The following is a 19571-nucleotide window of genomic DNA, read 5'->3' as shown; positions in this document are numbered from 1 at the left end:
GCCTGCACTGCCACCACAAGGCGTGGCGGCAAACCCTGAAAAACCGAACCCGAACCCGAACCCAAAACAGCGAGGACCACCCGATGAAGCTCTACTACGCCCCTGGCGCTTGCTCCCTGGCCGTACATATCGCACTGCGCGAAGCCGGCCTGCCGTTTTCGCTCGCCAAGGTCGACCTGGCCAGGCACAAGCTGAGCGAGCCGGAAAACGGCAGCGACGACTTCTACGCGGTAAGCCCGCGCGGCTACGTGCCGATGCTGCAACTGGACGATGGCTCGCGCCACACCGAAGCCGCATCGCTGCTGCAATACGTGGCGGACCTTGCCCCGGGCAAGGCGCTGCTGCCGGCGGCCGGCACCAGGGCGCGCCTGGAAGCGGTGGGCTGGCTGACGCTGGTCTCCACCGAGCTGCACAAGGTCTTCAGCCCGTGGCTGTGGCACAAGGAAACCGCGCAGAGCACGCGCGAGGATTGCAAGGCCAAGGTGGCGCTGCGCTTCGCCGAGCTGGACCGGCACCTGGCCACGCGGGACTACCTGTGCGGCACGCAATTCACCGTGGCCGACGCCTACTGCTTCGCCGTCGCCAACTGGGCCAATCTCCTGAGCATGCCGCTCAACCCTTACCCCGCGCTGCAGGCCTACCTGTCGCGCGTGGCCGCGCGGCCCAAGGTGCACGAGGCGCTGGTGGCCGAGGGGCTGGCGCGCGATTGATCGTGCAACCGGTGCCGGGCGTCAGGCTGGCGCTGTGGTGAGAGGCGGCAGCCTGTAGTTGTCCTGGCTGAGCAGGTCCAGCCCGCACTCGAGCGTGGAGACCCAGTCGATAAACTGCGCCACCATCGCCTTGCCGCGAAACGACGGGCCGTGCTGCGGCACGATCCACTCGATATCCAGCCCGCGCGCCATGTTGGCCCAAAGCCGGCACGCGCGGTTGCCGCTCATGTAGCGCCGGTGGAAGGGCAGCATGGCGTGGGTGTGCGCGGCAAAATCGCTCACCACCGCGCCGGCTTCCCGCGCGCTGGTCATGGCCGCGCCCAGGTCGCCGGAGAACAGGATCTTGCTGATGGGATCGTAGAACTGGAAGTTGCCCTCCGAGTGCAGGAAATGTGCCGGCACCGCCAGCAACGTGCAGTTGCCCAGCACGATCGGCATGCCGGCATCGGGGATGGTAACGATGCGCCCTTCCGTCTTGCCCGCCTGGCAGAAATGCGGCAAGAACCGCGCCCAGACGCGCGAGATCAGGATGCGGCTATCGGAGGCGGTCAGCCAACGCCCGACCGAGGCCACGATATCCGGATCGGCATGCGACGCCAGCACGTAATCAAGCTGCTTGGGCGGAAAGTAGCGGCTGATGGCAAGGTACAGCTCGCCGTAGGTCATGTGCCCGCCCGGATCAATCAGCGCGCCGTGGCCGGCGTCGACGATCAGGAACTGGTTGGTCTGCACCACCTCGCCGTGCTCCTCCTCGACCAGGTCCGAAAACAGCAGGCAGGTGTGCCCGCCGGCGTCGTATAGCGTGATGGCCATCGTCTGTCTCTCCCCAAAGCGGCGAAAGTAGCGATGGCGGCGCCCTGGCGGCTTGACGCTGGTCAAGAAGGGATCGAATCGTGCAGCCTGGTGGCTTAGAGGCTGTTTCAAAATGAAGCGAAGCGGTTCTGGCTAGGCGCGCGGCCGCAGACAGTACAACTGGTACGGCAAGGCCGCGCAACGACGCCAGAATCTTTTTGAAATGGCCTCTTAGCGCGCGCCGTCCAGCAGTTGCTCGATCTTGCTCACGAACTGCTTGTCGTCGGGCTTGGTCAGGCTGTTATAGCTGCCCACCACCTGGCCGTTGCGGTCGATCACATACTTGTAGAAATTCCACTTGGGCGTGGTGCCGGACTGCTTGGCCAGCAGCGCGTACATGGGATTGACATCGCTGCCGCGCACGTGCGACTTGCCCAGCATCGGGAATTTCACGCCATAGGTGTTGTAGCAAAAGTCGGCGATCTCCTTGGAAGAGCCCGGCTCCTGCGAAAAGTCGTTCGACGGGAAGCCCAGCACCACCAGCCCGCGTTCACGGTACTTGGCGTACAGCGCCTCCAGCCCTTCATATTGCGGGGTAAAGCCGCAATAGCTGGCCGTATTGACCACCACCACGACCTTGCCGGCGTACTGGCAGAGGTTTTGCGGCGCTTCGTCCTGCAGGCGGGGGAACTTGAAGTTGAGCGAGGCCGGGCAGGCGCCGGCCGGCTTGGCGGCGGTGGCCGCCGGGGCATCGGCGGCATGCGCAAGGCGCGGCGTGGCGACAACAGCGGCGGCGGCAGCCAGGACCAACGCGCCGGACAAGGCGATGCGTTGCAGGGCGCGTGAGCGCTGTTCGGGAAGGCTGCGCATGTAGGAAACTCCGGAGATGGTCTGTCCGTAGTTTACGCCGTTGGGCGTGAAATGGATGCGCAAGCCTCCCCCCCGCTTACTCCATGGCCAGCGTGGCCGCGTGCTCGGTCACGCTGCTGCGCAACGCCACGTCCGGCATGCGGCGCACGATTACCAGCGCCAGCAGCGCGGCCACGGTACCCACGGCAAAAATCAGCCGGAAGCCCGACTCCACGCCGCCCGTGAGCACATCCCGCACCGCAGGAGAGAGATGGGCCAGCGCCTCACTGCCGTGGCGCAGCGCACCCAGGTCCAGCGCCTGCGTCACGCCGCAAGCGTGCAGGGCATTGCGAAATTCCAGCGTCAGCAAGGTGCCGGCCAGCGCGCCGCCAAAGGCGCTGCCCAGCGAGCGCAGCACCAGCAGCGCGCCGGTGCCGGCGCCGGTATCGCGGCGCTCCAGCACGTTCTGCACCGTCATCAAGGTGCCGACCATGGTCATGCCCAGCCCCACGCCGGCCAGCATCATCGCCAGCAACACCAGCGCCAGCGGGGTGGACGGCGAAATCACCACGAGCGCCAGCAAGCCCAGCGCCGCCGCGATGAAACCACCGGTCAGGATGCCGCGCATGCGCCCCAGGCGCGGGGCCAGCCCGGCCACGATGAAATTGCCCGCCACCGTGGAGAGCAGGAACGGCACCACCAGCAAGCCGGACTCCGACGCGTCGGCGCCGCGCACCAGCTGGAAATGCAGCGGCAGCGCGAAGATGCACAAGAAGATATTCAGCGCAGCCATCGCGGACGCGGCCACGCCCAGCACATAAGCGCGGTTGCCAAACAGCCGCGGCGGCAGCATCGGGTCGCCCGCGCGGCGCTCCTGCCAGACCAGCGCGGCCACCGCCACCAAGGCCAGCAGCGCCAGGCCAGCGATCTGCGGCGAGATCCAGTCATAGACATCGCCGCCCCAGCTCATCGCCAGCAGGAAGGCCACGATGGAAACCGTCAGCAGCAACGCGCCGCCCCAGTCCACCCGCGCCGAGCCGCCACGCACCTGCAACTGGCTTAAGCCCCGATAGCACATGAACATGGCCAGCAGCCCCAGCGGCACATTGATCCAGAACAGCCAGCGCCACGACAGATGATCCGAAGTCCAGCCCCCCACCAGCGGGCCGGCAATGGAAGCCACCGCCCACACGGTCGCCAGGTAACCCTGGTAACGCCCACGCTGGCGCGGCGCCACCACATCCGCGATCGCCGCCTGCGCCAGCGACATCAAGCCGCCACCGCCAATGCCTTGCAGCGCGCGGAACAGGATCAGCTGCTCCAGCGTCGCCGCCATCGCGCACGCCACCGAGGCCAGGATGAACAGCGCGATCGCCAGCATCAGCAGCCGGCGCCGGCCATAGGTATCCGACAGCTTGCCGTACAAGGGCGTGGAAACGGTGGAAGTGATCAGGTAGGCCGTCACGATCCACGACAGATGGCCGAACCCGTTCAGGTCATTGGCAATCGCCGGCACCGCCGGAATCACCACCGTCTGGTCCAGCGCAGACAGCAAGATGCAAAGGATGATCCCGCCGATCACTCGCATGATGGCCTGGTGGCTCAGGGCAGGGGTGGCAACAGCAGAAGCAGCAGAAGCAGCAGATGAAGCAGGCGTGGAGGAAGACATCGGAGGCAGCAGGGCGCGTAGTCATGAGCAACCAACGTTGCGCCCAACCACCAACAAACCACCTCGTTTGTCAGCCTACATCGGGGAACATGACCACAAAATTGAAATCAACCGATTTGACGCGTACCCGGCGCTGCGCGAATCGAGCACTGCCACGAGCTGGCAGATGCCGCCTGCACGGCCCGGGCGGGCCTAATTCAGTGAATGCATAATTATATGCGGATACCAAATATGGAGTGCGGCACTAAGTTGGTTTCTGATGCGGCGCAGACGTGCTTTTTACCGGAACATGCGCACTTCTGCTCAATACGAGCGGCTATCTGCCAGCAAGCCGGCACGAAGCGAAAAAACGAAAATCTTGCGGTTTTTTGTCGCCGGCAGCGACAGGAGCGTACCCGATACAGCGGGGCCAGATTGGGCAACGCCTGACAAGCCACCCGCCGCACGGAGCGAAGCGAGCCATGAAGATGTGCCAAGGCCGTATGGGGCGCCGCTCACCAGCGCCCTTCAACCAGGAATCCCCGGGCAATGAGATCAGAGCTTGAGATGCGGCGTCCCGCTAATGTAGTGCTCCAGTTGGTCGATGATGAATTTCTGCTCGGAAATAATATCCTTGACCAGATCCCCGATCGACAACATCCCCACCAGGGTATCGCCGTCCATCACCGGCAAGTGCCTCAACCGATGCTGCGTCATCAACGCCATGCACTCATCGGTACTCTGATCCCCGCGCACATAGATCACCGCCGACGTCATGATGTCGCGAACGAAGGTCTCCCGGGAAGTCCGCTGCATCAGGATCACCTTGCGCGCATAATCCCGCTCGCTCAAAATCCCAACGATATCGCCGCGCTCGATCACCAATAACGCGCCAATGGCTTTTTCCGCCATCAGTTGCAGCGCAGCATAAACTGTGGCGCCAGGGGGAATGCTGTAGATAGCCTGGGTCGGTTTGGACTCAAGAACCTGCCGTGCGGTTTTCATCACCCACTCCTTGTTCGATCCCAACGGATTGCAACACGACCCGCGCGACCGCGGGAGCGCCTGACAGGGCACCTGCGCACCGCGCCGCTGCCAATCGCTCTCAGATTAGCACCACGCGCGCATGCCTTACAGGGTGACGCACACGAATCTTTGTAAAAAGACAAAGCCGCTGAAAAGCACTGCGCAAACCCGCCGGCAAGCGCTATAAAGAGAAGAGCGCGCGCCACCTGGCGCGCAATGCGCAGGAGGGCCAGCCATGGCCACCGAGTCCGTTGCCGGCAAGCGCGTCATCGTGCTCTTCGACGATAGCCGCTGCATCCATTCGCGCCACTGCGTGCTGGACCGCCCGGATGTGTTCGTGCCCGGCGTGGAGGGCGAGTGGATCCACCCCGACAACGCCAGCGCCGAGGAAATCGCGGAGATTGCGCACAACTGCCCATCGGGCGCCATCAGCTACCAGAACGTTGACGACTCCCCAGGCGAGGCGGCGCCCCCGGTCAATGTGGTGCGCGTGCTCGAGAACGGCCCGCTGGCGCTGCGCGCCGCCATCACCATCGATGGCCAGCCCGCCGGCTTTCGCCTGACGCTGTGCCGCTGCGGCGCTTCGCGCAACAAGCCCCTGTGCGACAGCAGCCACGCCAGCGCGGGTTTCGTCGCCACCGGGGAGGCCGCCACCGTGGCATCGGAGCCGCTGGCGCAGCGCGATGGGCCGCTAGATATCCATCCCATCCCCAACGGACCGCTGCACGTCAAGGGCAATCTTGAAGTGATCAGCGGCACCGGCAGAACCATCACCCGCATGACCGAGGCCTGGTTTTGCCGCTGCGGCCAGTCGGGCAACAAGCCGTTCTGCGACGGCACGCACAAGAAGGTGGGGTTCAGGAGCGACCCGCAGAATCTATAGAGTCCGTAGAGTCCGTAGAGTCCATAGAGTCCATAGAGTCCGAAGTTAGCGGCGCGGCCCCCAGCGCCAGCAGGCAAAGCCGCTCCATCTGCACCACCCAAGCCGCCCGCGAGGACTCGGCAGCCTGCAACAGCAGGCGATAGCGGCGCGCGCCCCAGACCGCCTCCAGCAGGCCGCGCACCGTGGCGGCGTCCGGCGCGCCCGGCAAATCCGGGCATGCCGCCAGCGCACGCTGCCAGGCCGCGTACAACTCATCGAACACACGGCGGTGATGCCTGGTCTCGGCGATGCGCGCTTCGAGCACGAGCATCTCGTGCTCGAAGCCCTCCAGCGAGGCATCGTCGGCGCCGCAGGTCAGCCGTGCCAGGCGCTGGACGCGCGTGCGCCAGTCCAGCCCGGGCGCGCACGCCACCTCGGCCTCGATGCGCGCCAGCAGCCGCTCGATGGTGTGCCGCACATAGCCAGAGAGCAGCGCCTCCTTGTTGGGGAAGTACTCGTACAGGGTGCCTACGGAACACCCGGCCTCCAGCGCCACGGCGCGCGTGGTCACGCCGTCCCAGCCACGCGCCCGCCATATCCGAACAAAGGCCTCGTAGATGGCGTCCACGGTGAAGCGCGCACGCTGCTGCGACGGGCGTTTCAGCGGCCTGGCAGGCGCCTGCGCCGGCTCGGCAGCGGCGCCCGCGTTTCCGAACCCGGCGGCCGGCTTGCGGCGATACATTGGTGGCATCGACCTCGACGGTAAAAAAGGGACAAAAAGTGGGACAGAAAATGGGACAGAAGATGGATCAGGCAACGCACAGCAATCACGGCAGCAACCACGGCAATCACGACGACCGCGCCGAACAATCGCTCACGGTCACCCGCCTGCTGACACGCAAGCATGCCCTAAATGAAAGCCAGCTGGAAGCGCGCCGGGAACGCACCGACGCCGCCCCCGGCGAAGTGCTGCTGAAGATCGACCGCTTCGCGCTCACCACCAACAACATCACCTACGCCGCCTTCGGCGACGCCATGAACTACTGGCAGTTCTTTCCCACCGGGCAACAAGAATGGGGCCATATGCCGGTGTGGGGCTTTGCCGATGTGGTGGACTCCAAGGTGCCCGGCGTGGCGGCGGGCGAGCGCTTCTACGGCTACTTCCCCATCGCCAGCCATATCCGCATGCAGCCCGAGCGCGTGACCGAGCGCGGCTTCTACGATGCCCTCGAGCACCGCCGGCCCCTGACCTCCGCCTACAACCAGTACACCCGCGTGACCCATGACGCCGCCTATGCGCCCGAGCTGGAAAACTACCAGATGCTGTACCGGCCGCTGTTCATCACGTCGTTCATGCTGGCCGACTTCCTCGAGGACAACCGCTTCTTCGGCGCCACGCGGCTGGTGGTGTCCAGCGCCTCCAGCAAAACCGCCTATGGCACCGCGTTCTGCCTGCGCGACCTCCCCGGCATCTCGCTGGCCGCCATTACCTCGGCGCGCAACCGCCCCTTTGTCGAAGGCCTTGGCTGCTACGCGGAAGTGGTCGGCTACGACGACCTGGAAACACTCCCCACCGACGCGCCCACGCTCTACGTGGACTTTTCCGGCGACGAAGCGCTGCGCGCACGCGTGCACCATCACTTTGGCGGCGCACTGGTGTACGACTGCTTTGCCGGCTCGGCGCAGAACACGGGCTTCCTGCGCGATACCGGCCTGCCCGGACCCAAGCCAGAGTTCTACTTCGCGCCGATGCAGATCCGCAAGCGCAATGCCGACTGGGGGCCCGAAGGCGTGAACCGGCGCTTCAACGCGGCACAGCGCGCATTTATCGATTACGTGAAGGCGCCGGCGAACGGCTGGCTGACGCTGATCGAAGCGCAGGGCTTCGGCGCCGCGCAGGACAGGATTGCGAGCCTGGTGGCAGGTGGGAGCGAGCCGAAGGCGGGGTATGTGGTGCGGCTCGATGGAAGCGAGCGATCAAATGACCGCGCCCGGATGACCGAAGAATGACGAATGACCGAATGGCCGGATGATGATCCGGCCAGCCAGTCACTCCGCGCTTTGCAGGTAGCGCTGGCGCGCCTCTTCTTCCAGGATCACGTCTTCGACTTCCGCCAGCACGGCTTGCACGTCCACCGGGGTGTCGTCCACGGCAACCTGGCCGGTCAGCTTCACGCCAGGATGCAGCAAGCCGGCCTGGTAAAGCGCCCAGATTTCCTTGCCGTACTGCGTACCGTTGAGCGCCGGCGCAAACTGGCCGAAGTAAAACGCAAGGTTATCCACATCGCGCTCCAGCATGGCGCTGGCTTCGCTGTTGCCGGCGGCATCCACCGCCTGCGGCAGGTCGATGATGACCGGGCCGTCGGCATCCACCAGGATGTTGAATTCGGAGAGGTCGCCGTGCACCACGCCGGCGCCCAGCATCAGGATCACCTGCTCGATCAGCGCGTCGTGGAATGCCACCGCCTGCTCCGGGCTCAGCGCCACGTCGTTCAGGCGCGGCGCGGCATTGCCTTGGGCATCCACCACCAGCTCCATCAGCAGCACGCCCTCGAAGCACAGATGCGGCGTGGGCACGCGCACGCCGGCGGCGGCAAGGCGGTACAGCGCATCCACCTCCGCGTTGTGCCAGGCTTCTTCCGCCACCTTGCGCCCGTAGCGCGTGCCTTTTTCCATGGCGCGCGCCTGCCGGCTGTTCTTGACCTTGCGCCCTTCCTGGTAGGTCGAGGCCTGGCGGAAGCTGCGTTGCGCGGCATCCTTGTAGACCTTGGCGCAACGGATCTCGCCACCGCTGCGCACCACATAGACGGTGGCTTCCTTGCCACTCACCAACTGGCGCAACACCTCATCGACCAGGCCGTCTTCGACCAGCGGCTGCAGCCGCTTCGGCGTTTTCATCGGGCAGCACCAAGCGGGCAGGGCGAGCGCGCCATGCGCGGGGACAGCAGCGTCGCGGCCACCGTTATTCCGTCAGCATGCGCACTTTCACGCGCTTGCCCTTCACTGTGCCGTCATTCAGCTTGCGCATCGCCTCGCGCCCGATCGAACGCTCGACCGCCACGTAGGTGGACATGTCCATCACGTTGATCTTGCCGATCTGGTGCTTGGCGTAGCCTGCGTCGCCGGTGAGCGCGCCGAGGATGTCGCCGGGGCGCATCTTTTCCTTGCGCCCGCCAAGGATCTGCAGCGTGACCATGGGGGGCAGCAGGCGCTCGTTGCTGGCGGGAGTCAGGTCGGACAAGGGCTGCCACTCCATCTCGGCGCCCATGGCCTGCTCGATATTGCCCACGCGGCCCATCTCGTTCATGCTCGCCAGGCTAAGCGCCCAGCCATCCTGGTCCGCGCGTCCGGTGCGGCCGATGCGGTGGACATAGACCTCGGGGTCGGGCGTGACGTCGACGTTGATCACCGCTTCGAGCTGGGCAATGTCCAGCCCGCGCGCGGCCACGTCGGTGGCGACCAGCACCGAGCAGCTGCGGTTGGCGAACTGCACCAGCACCTGGTCGCGCTCGCGCTGGTCCAGCTCGCCGTGCAGCGCCAGGGCTTCGAAGCCTTGCGCGCGCAGCAGGTCGACCAGGTCGCGGCAGCGGGCCTTGGTGTTGCAGAAGGCCAGCGTGCTGACCGGGCGGAAATGGTTGAGCAGCAGGCCCACGGCGTTCAGGCGGTCGCTGTCGGCCACCTCGAAGAAGCGCTGGCGGATCTTGCTGTCGTCGTGCTGCTCTTCCAGCTTGACCTCGCGCGGCTTGCGCAGGAACTGCTGGCTGAGCTTGGCGATGCCTTCGGGATAAGTGGCCGAGAACAGCAGCGTCTGGCGCTCCTTGGGGCAGTGGCTCGCCACATAGGCGATGTCGTCGAAGAAGCCCATGTCGAGCATGCGGTCGGCTTCGTCCAGCACCAGCGTGTTGAGCGCATCCAGGTTCAGCGTGCCGCGCTCCAGGTGATCCATGATGCGGCCGGGCGTGCCCACGGCGATATGTGCGCCATGCGCCAGGCTGTCGGCCTGGGGGCGCATCGGCGAGCCGCCGCACAGCGTCAGGATCTTGATGTTTTCTTCCGCGCGCGCCAGGCGGCGGATTTCCTGCGTGACCTGGTCGGCCAGTTCACGCGTGGGGCACAGCACCAGCGCCTGCACGTCGAAACGGCGCGCATCGAGCCGGTTGAGCAGCGCCAGCGCGAAGGCGGCGGTCTTGCCGCTGCCGGTCTTGGCCTGCGCGATCAGGTCCTGGCCGGCCAGCGCGATCGGCAGGCTGGCCGCCTGGATCGGGGTCATGGTCTGGTAGCCGAGCTGCTCCAGCGTCGCCAGCGTGGCGGGCGAAAGGGGCAGTTTGGAGAAAGAGGCGCCGGCAGCGGCGGGCGCTGCGGATTGGGTAGGGCTTGAGGTCATGCCGGATTATACCGGGCTGGCTGCCGCGCTTCTGTCGTCAATTTGTCGCCTCCCGGCCTCTATTTACCCCTGGCGCGGACAACTCAAACAAAGCGCACGCAGTAAATCGGCGGCAGATGTGCCGAGAACAGCTTCCAGCGCTCCCCGCCGCTCTCCGATATCCACAGGCTGCCGGTGGTGGACCCCATGGCAAGCCGCTCGCCGGTATGGTCCACCGCCAGCCCGTGCCGGTAGATCAGGTCATACGACGGCGCCGCGGGCAGCCCCTCGGAGAATGCCTCGAAACTCACCCCTCCGTCGCGTGTGCGGGTGACCACCAGCTTGCCGTCCACCGGCACGCGGCATGCATCCTTGTCTGCCGGCACGAACCACGCGGTATTGGGCCTGCGCGGATGCGCCGCCACCGCAAAGCCAAAGCTCGACGGCTTGGCTTGCAAGCGTTGCCAGTGCATGCCCGCATCGCCGGAGCGAAAGATCCCGCCATGGTGCTGCACCCACATCGCATGCGGATGGCCGGCACATTGCGCCAGCCGGTGCGGATCCTGGATATTGCCGTCCTCCCGCCGCTCCGGTGGCATGTAGTCGGCCACCATGCCGCTCGCCGTGCAGGCCCAGTTCCCGCCACCATCGCGCGTCTGCCACACACCGCCGCACGACACGGCCACGGTGACGTGGCGGCTATCGTGCGGATCCACGCAGATGGAGTGGATGCCCGGCACATCGTAGCCGCCGCCGAACCACTCGCTGCGCTCGGGGCGGTCCCACAGCGGCCGGTTCAGCGCCCAGCTGGCGCCGCCGTCGCCAGAGCGGAACAAGCCACCCGGCAAGGTGCCGGCCCACAGCACGCCGGGCTCATCAGCCCCGCCGGTTTCCATCGACCAGATCTGCTGCAAAGACCACGGCACCGGCGGCGCGGCAACCGCGGGATCGCCGGTTTGCGCAGGGATGGGTACGCCCGGCACGGCCGCTTCCCTGGACGGATCCGGCTCTGGCTGGGGCGGATAAACCGGCACCGCGCAAGCCTCCCACGGCACGCCGCGCGCCCTGCGCCGCCATAGCTTAACGCCAAAATGCCCAAGGTTAAGTGCCGCATACAAGGCACCGTCACGCGGATCGGCCAGCGTCATGCTGACGGGCTCGCCCAGAAAATGCACCGACTCCTGATGCCAGCCGAGCGCGCTGTCGCGCCGCAGCATCAACAAGCCCTTGCGCGTGCCAATGAGCAGTTGATCGTTCATGCTGACCTCCACGCTTGAACGCCGAGCCTTCAGCGGCAAGCCGTCAACCGCCTGACAGCGCCTGCACCACAAAGATCTGGCTGCTGGCGCCCACGCGATCGCTCATGCGCCGGCGGTCGCGAATGGCCGAGCCATCCACAAACACCGCCAGGTGCCGGCGCAACTGGCCCTGATCATCGAGGATATAGCCGCGCAACTCCGGCTGCTCCCGAAACGCCATCTCCAGCGCGGCGCAGACGGTAGCCGCGGGCACTTCCCGCTCCGGGCTCGGGATATGGCGCTGGATCGCAGAAGCAAAGACAAGGCGCGGCATGGCGGAAGCGCCAGCGCGGGAGCGCCGGCCGTAATGGCGAGTGTCTTGCAGTTTAGGAAATACTGCGGGGGAATGGGTGTGCGGTTGCGCGCAGTGGCGGTGATTCGGCTGGTGGCGCGCCAGATCAGCAGATACCTCGCGGGCTGGCGCGCTGCACCCCGCTCCTTGCCTCCGCCCCCCACCGACCCGCGACGTGCCGAGCAAGAATCATCCAGGCCCCGCATACTGTCGGCTCCATGGAATCCGTAGCGATCACGTAAGGACGAAAAATGGCAAGCACCTTGTACGACATCCCCCTGAAACGCATCGACGGTACCGACAGCCGGCTCGCGGATTTTCGCGCTCGTGTGCTGCTGGTTGTGAACGTGGCATCGAAGTGCGGCCTGACGCCCCAGTACGAAGGGCTCGAAGCGCTGTACCAGGCCAAGCGCGCCGAGGGCCTGGAAGTGCTGGGATTCCCGGCCAACAACTTCAAGGGCCAGGAACCGGGCGACGAGGCGCAGATCCAGGAATTCTGCAAGCTGACCTACGACGTGCACTTCCCGATGTTCTCGAAGGTGTCGGTGCTCGGGCCGGACCAGCATCCGCTGTACGCGGCGTTGACGCAAGCCCAGCCGGCCGCCATCGGCGACGGCCCTTTCCGTGAGCGCCTGAAGGGCTACGGCGTGAACCCGGAGAACGCCACCGATGTGCTGTGGAACTTCGAAAAGTTCCTGATCGACCGGGAAGGCAAGGTGGTAGCGCGCTTCGCGCCGGACGTCGCGGCGAACGATCCGCGCCTGCTGGAGGCGATCGATGCGGCGCTGGGCAAGGGCCACTGACCTGTAGCCGTTTGCCAGCGGCGGCACAAGGAGGGCATCAGGACTTGCCCACTCCGGCCGCCGCGCGTTAGCTACGCGCCCAAGGTCACGTCCGCCTCCAGCGGATACACCGGCCGCGTCAGACGCGCAAACGGGAACTGCGCGTAGCGCGAACTCGTCACGCCACCGCCATCGCACTCCACCACCGCCTTTGCGATCGGCACGAACACCGGCCGGCAGTACATGCGCGACTTCAGCAACAGGAAACGCTGCGCCAGGGGATCCACGCCGATATGGGTAAAGATGCCCAGGTCCCAGTGCTCCTGCGGGGTCTCGGTCACCACCACCTGCGCCGCGCCGATATCGAGCAGCACGGTGCGGCCCATGCGGATGCGCGCGCCGGTGTAGGTCGGGCCGCTGATCACGTATTCACCATTGCTGATGGCGGCCACCCGGCCGCTCAGGCTCAGCGGCGTCGGGAAGATGCCAAGCTGGGTCAGCGGCACCTTGTTGCCCACCGGCAACGTCACGCTGGCATCCACGCCTGCCTCGATCATCGCGGCTACAGCCTGCGGGTCGCATACCGGCCCCACGGCGATGCCGGACAATCCCTGCCGCAAGGCTTCGCGCAGGACCTGCATATCGTCGCAGGTGCCGCCCGACATGCAGTTGTCGCCATGGTCCAGCAACAGCACCGGCCCGCTGCCGCCCTGCGCGGCCAGCTGCGCGGCGCGCGCAATCGATTCCGCCAGCGGCTCGCTCTCATAGACAAAGCCCGCGCGCTCCGCCCAGATCTGCGCGGCAAGCTTGTCGGCCGCCGCCTGCGCCGCAGCCTGGCCGCCGTCGGCCACCACCAGCACGCTCAGGCAAGGCGCCGCGATATCCGCCAGCCCGAAGCCGGCCAGCACCGACACCGCCAGCATGCCGTCGGCCTCGGCCTGCCTGGCCGCCGCCACCGCGCGCTGCATCGCGCCTTCGCCGGTATTGCTGCGCAGTGTGTGCGTGACCATCGGCAGGCGCCGCCAGGCCAGCGCGGGCCGCGCCTTTTGCTCGAGCATGCGCATCAGCAGGCGGCCGGCGTGCTCGCCGGTCTCGTACATGTCCACGTGCGGATAGGTCTTGAAGCTGACCGCGATATCCGCGTGATCGATCATGGCCTGCGTCACGTTGCCGTGCAGGTCCAGCGCAACGGCAATCGGCGCGTGCGGCAGCACGTCGCGCAGGCGCGCCAGCAGCTCACCCTCGCCGTCGTCGCTGTTCTGCGCGACCATGGCGCCGTGCAGGTCGAGCATCACGGCATCGCACCCGGGCGCTGCCGACACGATGGCATCGCACAAGGCCGCATACGCATCGGCCGCCACGCGCCCGCTCGGGTTGGCGCTGGCCGTGACCGGCACCACCAGCTCCGCGCCAGCCGCCTCGGCCAGGTCGATAAAGGCACCGATGGCCGTGCGCGTGCCCTTGCTCGCCCGATACGCGTCCTCGCCGTATTGCGGCTGAAAGGACGACAGCGGCGTCGCCACCGGCGAGAAGGTATTGGTTTCGTGGTTCAGTCGTGCGATCAGGATCTTCATGGCGGTGCGGGGGCTCCAGCATGGAAGCGGCCGGGAATGTCCGGCCGGAACGGGGGATGGGGACCAGCGATGCGGCATCGGCGGCGAATGACTGGCATGGCCCCGATGCAACGACCAAAGTCTACCGGCATGTGGCCCGGGATGGAACGGTGAGAAAGAGGGGCACCGGAATTGCATCGCGCGGCGCGTGGCGGGCAGAAGGCCTCCCGGGCGGCGCCACGGCCCCGGCGCCGCTGCCCTGGCGCCCCTCACCTCAATCCGTGCCGCCCGTCTTCGCCGGATACTTCACCGCATTCATCTCCATCTTGGCCTTCACCGCCGCGTTCAGGTCAACATCGAGCGCGGTCAGCAACTGCGCCAGGTAGATCGTGATGTCCGCCAGCTCCTGCTCCACGTGCGCGCGCTCGTCCGTGGACATGATGCCGCGCGCCTCCTCCTCCGTCTTCCACTGGAAGATCTCGACCAGTTCGGCCACTTCCACGCTCAGCGCCATGGCCAGGTTCTTGGGGCTGTGATACTTGCCCCAGCCGCGGGCCTCGCCAAATGCGGCGGCCGCTTGCTGGAGCGTCTTGATGTCGATCAGGGTCATGATGGTTCACTGCAAAAAAATAAGCACGGGGACTATTGAACCACGATTGCAAGCAGCCCTGACCGGTTCTGGCTGGCAAGGCAACACAAAGGCCTAGCGGGCGAGCCACGCCGGCAGCTGCGCGATCAGGTACAGCGCCGCGCCGATCAGCCCGCCGACCACCGTGCCGTTCATGCGGATGTACTGCAGGTCCTTGCCCACGTTCAGCTCGATCTGCCTGGACATGTCGCGCGCATCCCAACCGCGGATGGTGCTGCTGATATGCCGCGTGATGAACTCCGCAAAGTCCGGCGCCATGTTGCGCGCCGCATCGCGCAGGTGATCGTTGAGCGATGCGCGCAGGGACGCGTTGCGCGCCAGCTCCGCGCCGATCCACTGGCCCGCCGCCGCCACCTTGCGGTGCGTGGCGGAATCCTCGCGCGCCAGGTCGCGCTTGAACCCATCGCGCCACCCGGCCCAAAGCCCGCCGACATAGGCGTTCAGCGTCCCATCCTGCTTCAGGTGCGCCTTCAGCGCCTCGGCCTTGGCGTGGAATGTGGCATCGTGCTTCAGCCGTTGAATCAAACGCCGCACGGCCGCATCGAAGCGCTTGCGCAGCGCGTGATCGGCATCGCCCTCGATCTGGGTCAGCACACGGCTCAGCGCCGCGGAAATCATGTCAGCGCCATTGCTCCCGATCCACTCGGTGGGAAGCAGCCGCTCCTTCCTGGGGTGATCGCTCTTCAGCCACGCCACGATCCGCTCCGAGATAAAGGCACGGGCCGGGGGCTCGTTGAGCAAGGCGATCAACTGCGCGATAGTCTCATCGAGCAGCGCCTGGTGCCGATCGTTCGCGGTCAGGCTGTCGAGGATGGCCGCCGCGGACTCCGACAGATCGACCTTGTCGATCATCGCATCCACCGCCCGCTTCAGCAGCGACTGGATATTGCGCTCATCCATCACATCGAGCATGCCGCTCGCGAACTTCACCACCACATCACCGATCTGCCGCGCGTTGGCGGGCGACTCCAGCCAGCGGGTGACCACCAGCGCCGGATTGTGCCGCTCGATCAGCGCAACCACGGACTGCACGTCCAGGAACTTCTCCTTCACGAACACCGCAAGGCCATCCGCGATATCGTCGCGCTTGCGGATGATGATGTTGGTGTGGCGCGCAAAGCCCGGCAACGGAATCCGCCGGAACAGCGCCGCCACGGCAAACCAGTCCGCCAGCCCGCCAACCAGCGCCGCCTCCGCCGCCGCCCGCACGCCATCCGTCAAAGGCGCGCGCGGCAGCAGGACCGTGGTGACGAAAACGGCAAACGCGAACAGCAGCAAGGCCAATGCCTTGCGCTTTGCAACCCTGAGTTCTTCTTCCTGATGCATGGGATACCGGGCCCCGCTGCCGGGCTTGGAGATGGGAGCGCCATCATGGATTGCATTCCGGACAAGGCAATGTCCGGTCCCGCTTTCGGCTGTAGGCTTTCGGCTATCAAACTGCGCCGCCGTGGCGCCCAACATTCAAAGCCCAGGATACTTCGTCCAGATGCGCTGAACCAGCGCCTCGTCTGCCGGGTCGATGCCCAAGTTCCACTCCGGGAACACGCTCAGGTCGTCAGCCAGCTCGGTGATCACTTCACGCAGCTCCAGAGGCGCCAGCCACTCGGGCGGAATCGCCTCCACGCCAAGCAACGTGCCCAGCAGGTTTCCCGTGATGGCGCCCGTTGAATCCGAGTCGCCATCGTGATTCACCGCCAGCACAACCCCGTGGCGAAAATCACGCGCGACCAGCGCGCAGTAAATGGAGATGGCCAACGCCTCTTCCGCCACCCAGCCCTCGCCCAGGCGCGCGATGGCGTCATCGGCGGCCACGCCGGAGTCGGCCAACGCCTGCGCATGCAGGATCGCCAGCAGCGTCTGCTCGTGACCCGGCCGCGTGGACAAGCACGCCTTGGCGCTCGCCAAGGCATCAGGCAGCGCAGCACCGTCGGCCAGCTCGCGGATCAACACCGCCAGCACGCCGCCCGTCAGCGATCCGCTTGGATGTCCATGGGTAAGCGCAGCCAGCTCCGCTCCCAGGGCAAAGGCATCCTGAGGCGATCGCTGCCCGGCGCGCCGCCACACAAACAGGCCAGCCGGCGCCACACGCATCACGCCGCCGCAGCCCTTGCTGTCGTTGCGTGCGGGCTCGCCCAGCTTGAGCATCGCCTCCAGCGCCGACAAACAAGTGTTTCCCGGCGCGCGCCGGCTATGCAGTGCCGCCTGCTGGTAAAGCCATCCCGGCTGGTCCGACAGCACATCGCGATGAAACGCCGGCTGGATCCCCTGCGTCAGCAACCAGCGCAGATAAGCGCGCGAGGCCACGCCAGGCACATTGCCGATGCCCCCGCTCGCCTCGCCCACCCACGCCCGCAGCAAGCCCTCCGCCGTGAACAACGTCATCTGCGTGTCATCGGTGATGGTGCCGACGCCCCCGTAGGCCGGGGCGTAGCTGGTGATGCCATCCTTGCCGAAGCGCTCGCGGATCTGCGCGAGCGACAGGAACTCCACCGGAGCGCCCAGTGCGTCGCCAACAGCGCCGCCCAGCAGGCAGCCCTGGAAGCGGCTGCGTGTGATCTCGTGATCAATGACCGAAGCAGAAAACAAAAAACCCTCCGTGCAAGGAGGGTCGACGCATGGCCCGTTTGGTTGCTCCTCAAGGAGCCACATCCGCTTTCGCGATCCACCTTGCCCGGGAAGGCAGGTTGGCTTGGGCGTCGACCCAAATCAGAATGTGGGCGGATTGGAACATGGGGGGTTGGGGGGTGTCAAGATCAGAAGGTCGCCGGTGAATTGACCCACAACACCCGCGCCACGCCGGTGCCGGCATTGCGGTAACCGTGCGGCACGCTGCTCGGGAAGGTGAACGCATCGCCCACGCCAACTGTGTAGTTCATGTCGCCCAGCGTCAACTCAAGCGTACCCTCAAGCACATAGCCGACTTCCTCGCCGACGTGCTCGATCTGCCCATCGCTGGCTTCGCCCGGTGACACGATGTGGATATTGGCCTGCAGCAAACCGCCACGCTTGGCCAGCACAATGCGCTCCAGCGCGATGCCGCCCGCCTTGATGACCGGACGCTCGCCCTGGCGCTTGATGGGACTTTCGCTGGGGTTGTCCTCGCTCGTCAGCGCGGCGATGTTGGTGTCGAGCGCAACCGCGAGCCGGTGCAGCATGGCGAACGACGGGGAGGCCAGGCCGCGCTCCAGCTTGGAGATCAGGCTTTCCGAGCAGCCAGCCTTCTGCGCCAGCTGCAGCAGCGTGTAGCCCGACACCAGGCGCGCATGGCGCAACCGCACGCCCAGGCTGGAGGCGGGCGTCTTCTTGTCGTTCGGGTCGCTTTTATCTTTTGCGTCGATCGGGTCGACCGCCAGGGCGCATTTGGCTTTCAATTCACGTTCCGTGCAAGACAAGCTGAAGATGAAGAACCCTGGCTGAAGCCGGGTTATTGGTTTGCCAGCGCGGCCACCGTATAGGCCAGCGCCTGCGCCCCAAGAAATAGTTCGTGCGGCGCTGTTTCCTCTGCTGCGTTATGGCTGATCCCACCTTTGCTGGGCACAAAAATCATGGCCGTGGGGCAATGCTCCGCCAGGTACATGGCATCGTGGAACGCGCCGGATGTGAGGTGCAGCGGCTTGCCCTGCGATGCCTGCTCGCTGGCCCGCGCACAGGCCCGCTCGATCAGGCTCAGCATGGCAGCGGGAAAGTGCGTTGGCGGGCGCCGGAAAAAGCATTGGTACGTGATGCCGCCCTGGCGCGGCCGAGCCTGCGCCATCATGGCATCCAGCGTTGCCTCGAAACGCGCCAGCACTGCCTCGTCCACGCAGCGCACATCCATCGTGAATTCTACCTTGCCCGGAATCGTGTTGACGGAGTTGGGGCTGACCTGCCAGCGGCCCAGCGTCAGCCGCAACTGGCTGGCGGCCTCGGCAGCGGCGTAGGCGTACAACTGGTGGGCAATGCCAACGGCGGTAGCCATGGCATCGCTGCGCTCGTCCATGGGCGTGGTGCCCGCATGCGCCATCACGCCAGTGCATTCCACGCGGTACCACCGCACGCTCTGGATGCCGGTGACCACGCCCAGCGGCACGGCCGCGCGCTCCAGCACCGGGCCCTGCTCGATGTGCAGCTCCACGCAGGCCGACATCGGCCGCTGCATCGGGCGGCGCGGCACGTCGTCCGTGGCGGCAAGCGCGGCGTCCAGCGCATCGCCGAAGCGGATGTTGGCGCCGTCCACCGACGCACGATACGCGGGCAGGCAAGTCGGATCCACAAACGCGCTCGACCCCATGGCCCCGGGCCCGAAGCGGCTGCCCTCCTCGTTGGTCCAGGCCACCACCTCGATCGGGCGCAGCGTCTCGATGCCGGCTTCATTGAGGGCCGCGATGACTTCGAGCCCGGCCAGCACGCCATAGGCGCCGTCCAGCTTGCCCCCGACCGGCTGCGTGTCGGCATGGCTGCCGGTCAGCACGGGCGGAAGGTCCGCCTTGCCAGCGCGGCGGAAAAACAGGTTGGCGCAATCGTCCGTGCTCACCTCGCAACCCAGCGCGCGCGCCTGCTCGATCAGGTAGCGCCGCGCGGCAAGGTCGATATCGGTCAGCGTCTCGCGGGAGACGCCGCCATCGTCCCGACCGCCAAACGCCGCCAGCGCGGCAATGGCCGCCTGCAAGCGGCCGCTATTGACATGGTCCTGCGCCAGTTCTGCCGCGTGCCGCGCCAGTGAATCTTGCTGAGTCAATGGATTCCCCTCGTATTCGGATCGGTCATA

Annotated in this window: 19 protein-coding genes and 1 riboswitch; of the genes, 4 read left to right on the top strand and 15 right to left on the bottom strand. The window is 66.2% G+C overall.

The genetic code is table 11. From position 1 onward, the window contains the following. Window positions 1–83 precede the first annotated feature (83 nt). Window positions 84–710, top strand: a complete 627-nt coding sequence (gstA, locus tag AC1RWI_RS18220; RefSeq protein ID WP_492867878.1) for a glutathione transferase GstA — start codon at window positions 84–86, stop codon at window positions 708–710. Window positions 711–731: 21 nt separating this feature from the next. Here gstA and AC1RWI_RS18215 read toward each other — a convergent pair whose 3' ends face one another. From AC1RWI_RS18215 to AC1RWI_RS18200, 4 genes are all read right to left on the bottom strand, one after another. Next, window positions 732–1523: an oxygen-binding di-iron domain-containing protein gene (locus AC1RWI_RS18215; RefSeq protein WP_492867876.1), complete on the bottom strand. Its 792-nt coding sequence runs from the start codon at window positions 1521–1523 to the stop codon at window positions 732–734. Window positions 1524–1733: 210 nt separating this feature from the next. After that, window positions 1734–2372: a glutathione peroxidase gene (locus AC1RWI_RS18210; RefSeq protein ID WP_043351104.1), complete on the bottom strand. Its 639-nt coding sequence runs from the start codon at window positions 2370–2372 to the stop codon at window positions 1734–1736. Window positions 2373–2448: 76 nt separating this feature from the next. After that, a complete protein-coding gene (locus AC1RWI_RS18205) occupies window positions 2449–3939 on the bottom strand; it encodes an MDR family MFS transporter (RefSeq protein ID WP_043342703.1) in 1491 nt (496 codons plus the stop codon). Window positions 3940–4554: 615 nt separating this feature from the next. Then, entirely contained in the window at window positions 4555–5004 is a 450-nt protein-coding gene (locus AC1RWI_RS18200) for a CBS domain-containing protein (RefSeq protein ID WP_043342701.1), read from the bottom strand. A gap of 256 nt (window positions 5005–5260) precedes the next feature. Between AC1RWI_RS18200 and AC1RWI_RS18195 the strand changes: the two genes are divergently transcribed. Further along, window positions 5261–5908 (top strand): CDGSH iron-sulfur domain-containing protein, encoded by a 648-nt coding sequence (locus tag AC1RWI_RS18195; RefSeq protein ID WP_492867873.1) that lies wholly within the window; start codon window positions 5261–5263, stop codon window positions 5906–5908. Here AC1RWI_RS18195 and AC1RWI_RS18190 read toward each other — a convergent pair. Then, on the bottom strand, window positions 5883–6629 hold the full coding sequence (locus AC1RWI_RS18190) for a TetR/AcrR family transcriptional regulator (protein ID WP_492867871.1): 747 nt from the start codon (window positions 6627–6629) through the stop codon (window positions 5883–5885). The genes AC1RWI_RS18195 and AC1RWI_RS18190 overlap by 26 nt on opposite strands. A gap of 62 nt (window positions 6630–6691) precedes the next feature. Between AC1RWI_RS18190 and AC1RWI_RS18185 the strand changes: the two genes are divergently transcribed. Beyond that, a complete protein-coding gene (locus AC1RWI_RS18185; protein ID WP_492867869.1) occupies window positions 6692–7897 on the top strand; it encodes a DUF2855 family protein in 1206 nt (401 codons plus the stop codon). A 39-nt stretch (window positions 7898–7936) separates the two neighbouring features. Here AC1RWI_RS18185 and AC1RWI_RS18180 read toward each other — a convergent pair whose 3' ends face one another. The 4 genes from AC1RWI_RS18180 to AC1RWI_RS18165 all read right to left on the bottom strand — a co-directional run bounded on the left by AC1RWI_RS18180 (window position 7937) and on the right by AC1RWI_RS18165 (window position 11822). Continuing rightward, window positions 7937–8785: a PA4780 family RIO1-like protein kinase gene (locus tag AC1RWI_RS18180; protein WP_492867867.1), complete on the bottom strand. Its 849-nt coding sequence runs from the start codon at window positions 8783–8785 to the stop codon at window positions 7937–7939. A 64-nt stretch (window positions 8786–8849) separates the two neighbouring features. Then, window positions 8850–10271, bottom strand: coding sequence for an ATP-dependent RNA helicase DbpA (gene dbpA, locus AC1RWI_RS18175; RefSeq protein WP_043342693.1), 1422 nt, complete (start codon window positions 10269–10271; stop codon window positions 8850–8852). A gap of 83 nt (window positions 10272–10354) precedes the next feature. Beyond that, complete coding sequence (locus AC1RWI_RS18170) at window positions 10355–11509, bottom strand: WD40/YVTN/BNR-like repeat-containing protein (RefSeq protein WP_492867865.1); 1155 nt, start codon at window positions 11507–11509, stop codon at window positions 10355–10357. Window positions 11510–11552: 43 nt separating this feature from the next. Continuing rightward, window positions 11553–11822, bottom strand: a complete 270-nt coding sequence (locus AC1RWI_RS18165; protein ID WP_043342689.1) for a MoaD/ThiS family protein — start codon at window positions 11820–11822, stop codon at window positions 11553–11555. Window positions 11823–12091: 269 nt separating this feature from the next. On the opposite strand from AC1RWI_RS18165, the gene AC1RWI_RS18160 reads away from it, so the two are divergent. Then, window positions 12092–12643, top strand: a complete 552-nt coding sequence (locus tag AC1RWI_RS18160) for a glutathione peroxidase (protein ID WP_492867863.1) — start codon at window positions 12092–12094, stop codon at window positions 12641–12643. A gap of 71 nt (window positions 12644–12714) precedes the next feature. Here AC1RWI_RS18160 and AC1RWI_RS18155 read toward each other — a convergent pair whose 3' ends face one another. The 6 genes from AC1RWI_RS18155 to AC1RWI_RS18130 form a co-directional block, all read right to left on the bottom strand. After that, entirely contained in the window at window positions 12715–14196 is a 1482-nt protein-coding gene (locus tag AC1RWI_RS18155) for a M81 family metallopeptidase (protein ID WP_492867861.1), read from the bottom strand. Between the two features lie 253 nt (window positions 14197–14449). Next, window positions 14450–14785, bottom strand: coding sequence for a nucleotide pyrophosphohydrolase (locus tag AC1RWI_RS18150; RefSeq protein WP_043342674.1), 336 nt, complete (start codon window positions 14783–14785; stop codon window positions 14450–14452). 93 nt (window positions 14786–14878) lie between these two features. Beyond that, window positions 14879–16150 carry a DUF445 domain-containing protein gene (locus AC1RWI_RS18145; RefSeq protein ID WP_492867859.1) on the bottom strand — a complete coding sequence of 424 codons (1272 nt, stop codon included), beginning with the start codon at window positions 16148–16150 and terminating at the stop codon, window positions 14879–14881. Between the two features lie 135 nt (window positions 16151–16285). After that, window positions 16286–17410 carry an ADP-ribosylglycohydrolase family protein gene (locus AC1RWI_RS18140; RefSeq protein WP_492867857.1) on the bottom strand — a complete coding sequence of 375 codons (1125 nt, stop codon included), beginning with the start codon at window positions 17408–17410 and terminating at the stop codon, window positions 16286–16288. A gap of 28 nt (window positions 17411–17438) precedes the next feature. Further along, window positions 17439–17544: riboswitch (SAM-I-IV-variant riboswitch) on the bottom strand. A gap of 33 nt (window positions 17545–17577) precedes the next feature. After that, a complete protein-coding gene (locus tag AC1RWI_RS18135) occupies window positions 17578–18162 on the bottom strand; it encodes a helix-turn-helix domain-containing protein (protein WP_492867894.1) in 585 nt (194 codons plus the stop codon). A gap of 86 nt (window positions 18163–18248) precedes the next feature. Continuing rightward, on the bottom strand, window positions 18249–19541 hold the full coding sequence (locus tag AC1RWI_RS18130; protein ID WP_492867855.1) for a M20 family metallo-hydrolase: 1293 nt from the start codon (window positions 19539–19541) through the stop codon (window positions 18249–18251). Window positions 19542–19571: the final 30 nt, after the last annotated feature.

The organism is Cupriavidus sp. MPR-AND1C, from assembly GCF_058809705.1.
The sequence above is the reverse complement of the archived record's forward strand: the minus strand, read 5'-3'. Positions and strand labels throughout refer to the sequence as shown.

Bases quoted from the DNA above. Each gene is read 5' to 3' on its own strand.
- gstA (WP_492867878.1), top strand. From the start codon at position 84: ATGAAGCTCTACTACGCCCCTGGCGCTTGCTCCCTGGCCGTACATATC.
- AC1RWI_RS18215 (WP_492867876.1), bottom strand. From the start codon at position 1,523: ATGGCCATCACGCTATACGACGCCGGCGGGCACACCTGCCTGCTGTTT.
- AC1RWI_RS18210 (WP_043351104.1), bottom strand. From the start codon at position 2,372: ATGCGCAGCCTTCCCGAACAGCGCTCACGCGCCCTGCAACGCATCGCC.
- AC1RWI_RS18205 (WP_043342703.1), bottom strand. From the start codon at position 3,939: ATGCGAGTGATCGGCGGGATCATCCTTTGCATCTTGCTGTCTGCGCTG.
- AC1RWI_RS18200 (WP_043342701.1), bottom strand. From the start codon at position 5,004: ATGAAAACCGCACGGCAGGTTCTTGAGTCCAAACCGACCCAGGCTATC.
- AC1RWI_RS18195 (WP_492867873.1), top strand. From the start codon at position 5,261: ATGGCCACCGAGTCCGTTGCCGGCAAGCGCGTCATCGTGCTCTTCGAC.
- AC1RWI_RS18190 (WP_492867871.1), bottom strand. From the start codon at position 6,629: ATGTATCGCCGCAAGCCGGCCGCCGGGTTCGGAAACGCGGGCGCCGCT.
- AC1RWI_RS18185 (WP_492867869.1), top strand. From the start codon at position 6,692: ATGGATCAGGCAACGCACAGCAATCACGGCAGCAACCACGGCAATCAC.
- AC1RWI_RS18180 (WP_492867867.1), bottom strand. From the start codon at position 8,785: ATGAAAACGCCGAAGCGGCTGCAGCCGCTGGTCGAAGACGGCCTGGTC.
- dbpA (WP_043342693.1), bottom strand. From the start codon at position 10,271: ATGACCTCAAGCCCTACCCAATCCGCAGCGCCCGCCGCTGCCGGCGCC.
- AC1RWI_RS18170 (WP_492867865.1), bottom strand. From the start codon at position 11,509: ATGAACGATCAACTGCTCATTGGCACGCGCAAGGGCTTGTTGATGCTG.
- AC1RWI_RS18165 (WP_043342689.1), bottom strand. From the start codon at position 11,822: ATGCCGCGCCTTGTCTTTGCTTCTGCGATCCAGCGCCATATCCCGAGC.
- AC1RWI_RS18160 (WP_492867863.1), top strand. From the start codon at position 12,092: ATGGCAAGCACCTTGTACGACATCCCCCTGAAACGCATCGACGGTACC.
- AC1RWI_RS18155 (WP_492867861.1), bottom strand. From the start codon at position 14,196: ATGAAGATCCTGATCGCACGACTGAACCACGAAACCAATACCTTCTCG.
- AC1RWI_RS18150 (WP_043342674.1), bottom strand. From the start codon at position 14,785: ATGACCCTGATCGACATCAAGACGCTCCAGCAAGCGGCCGCCGCATTT.
- AC1RWI_RS18145 (WP_492867859.1), bottom strand. From the start codon at position 16,150: ATGCATCAGGAAGAAGAACTCAGGGTTGCAAAGCGCAAGGCATTGGCC.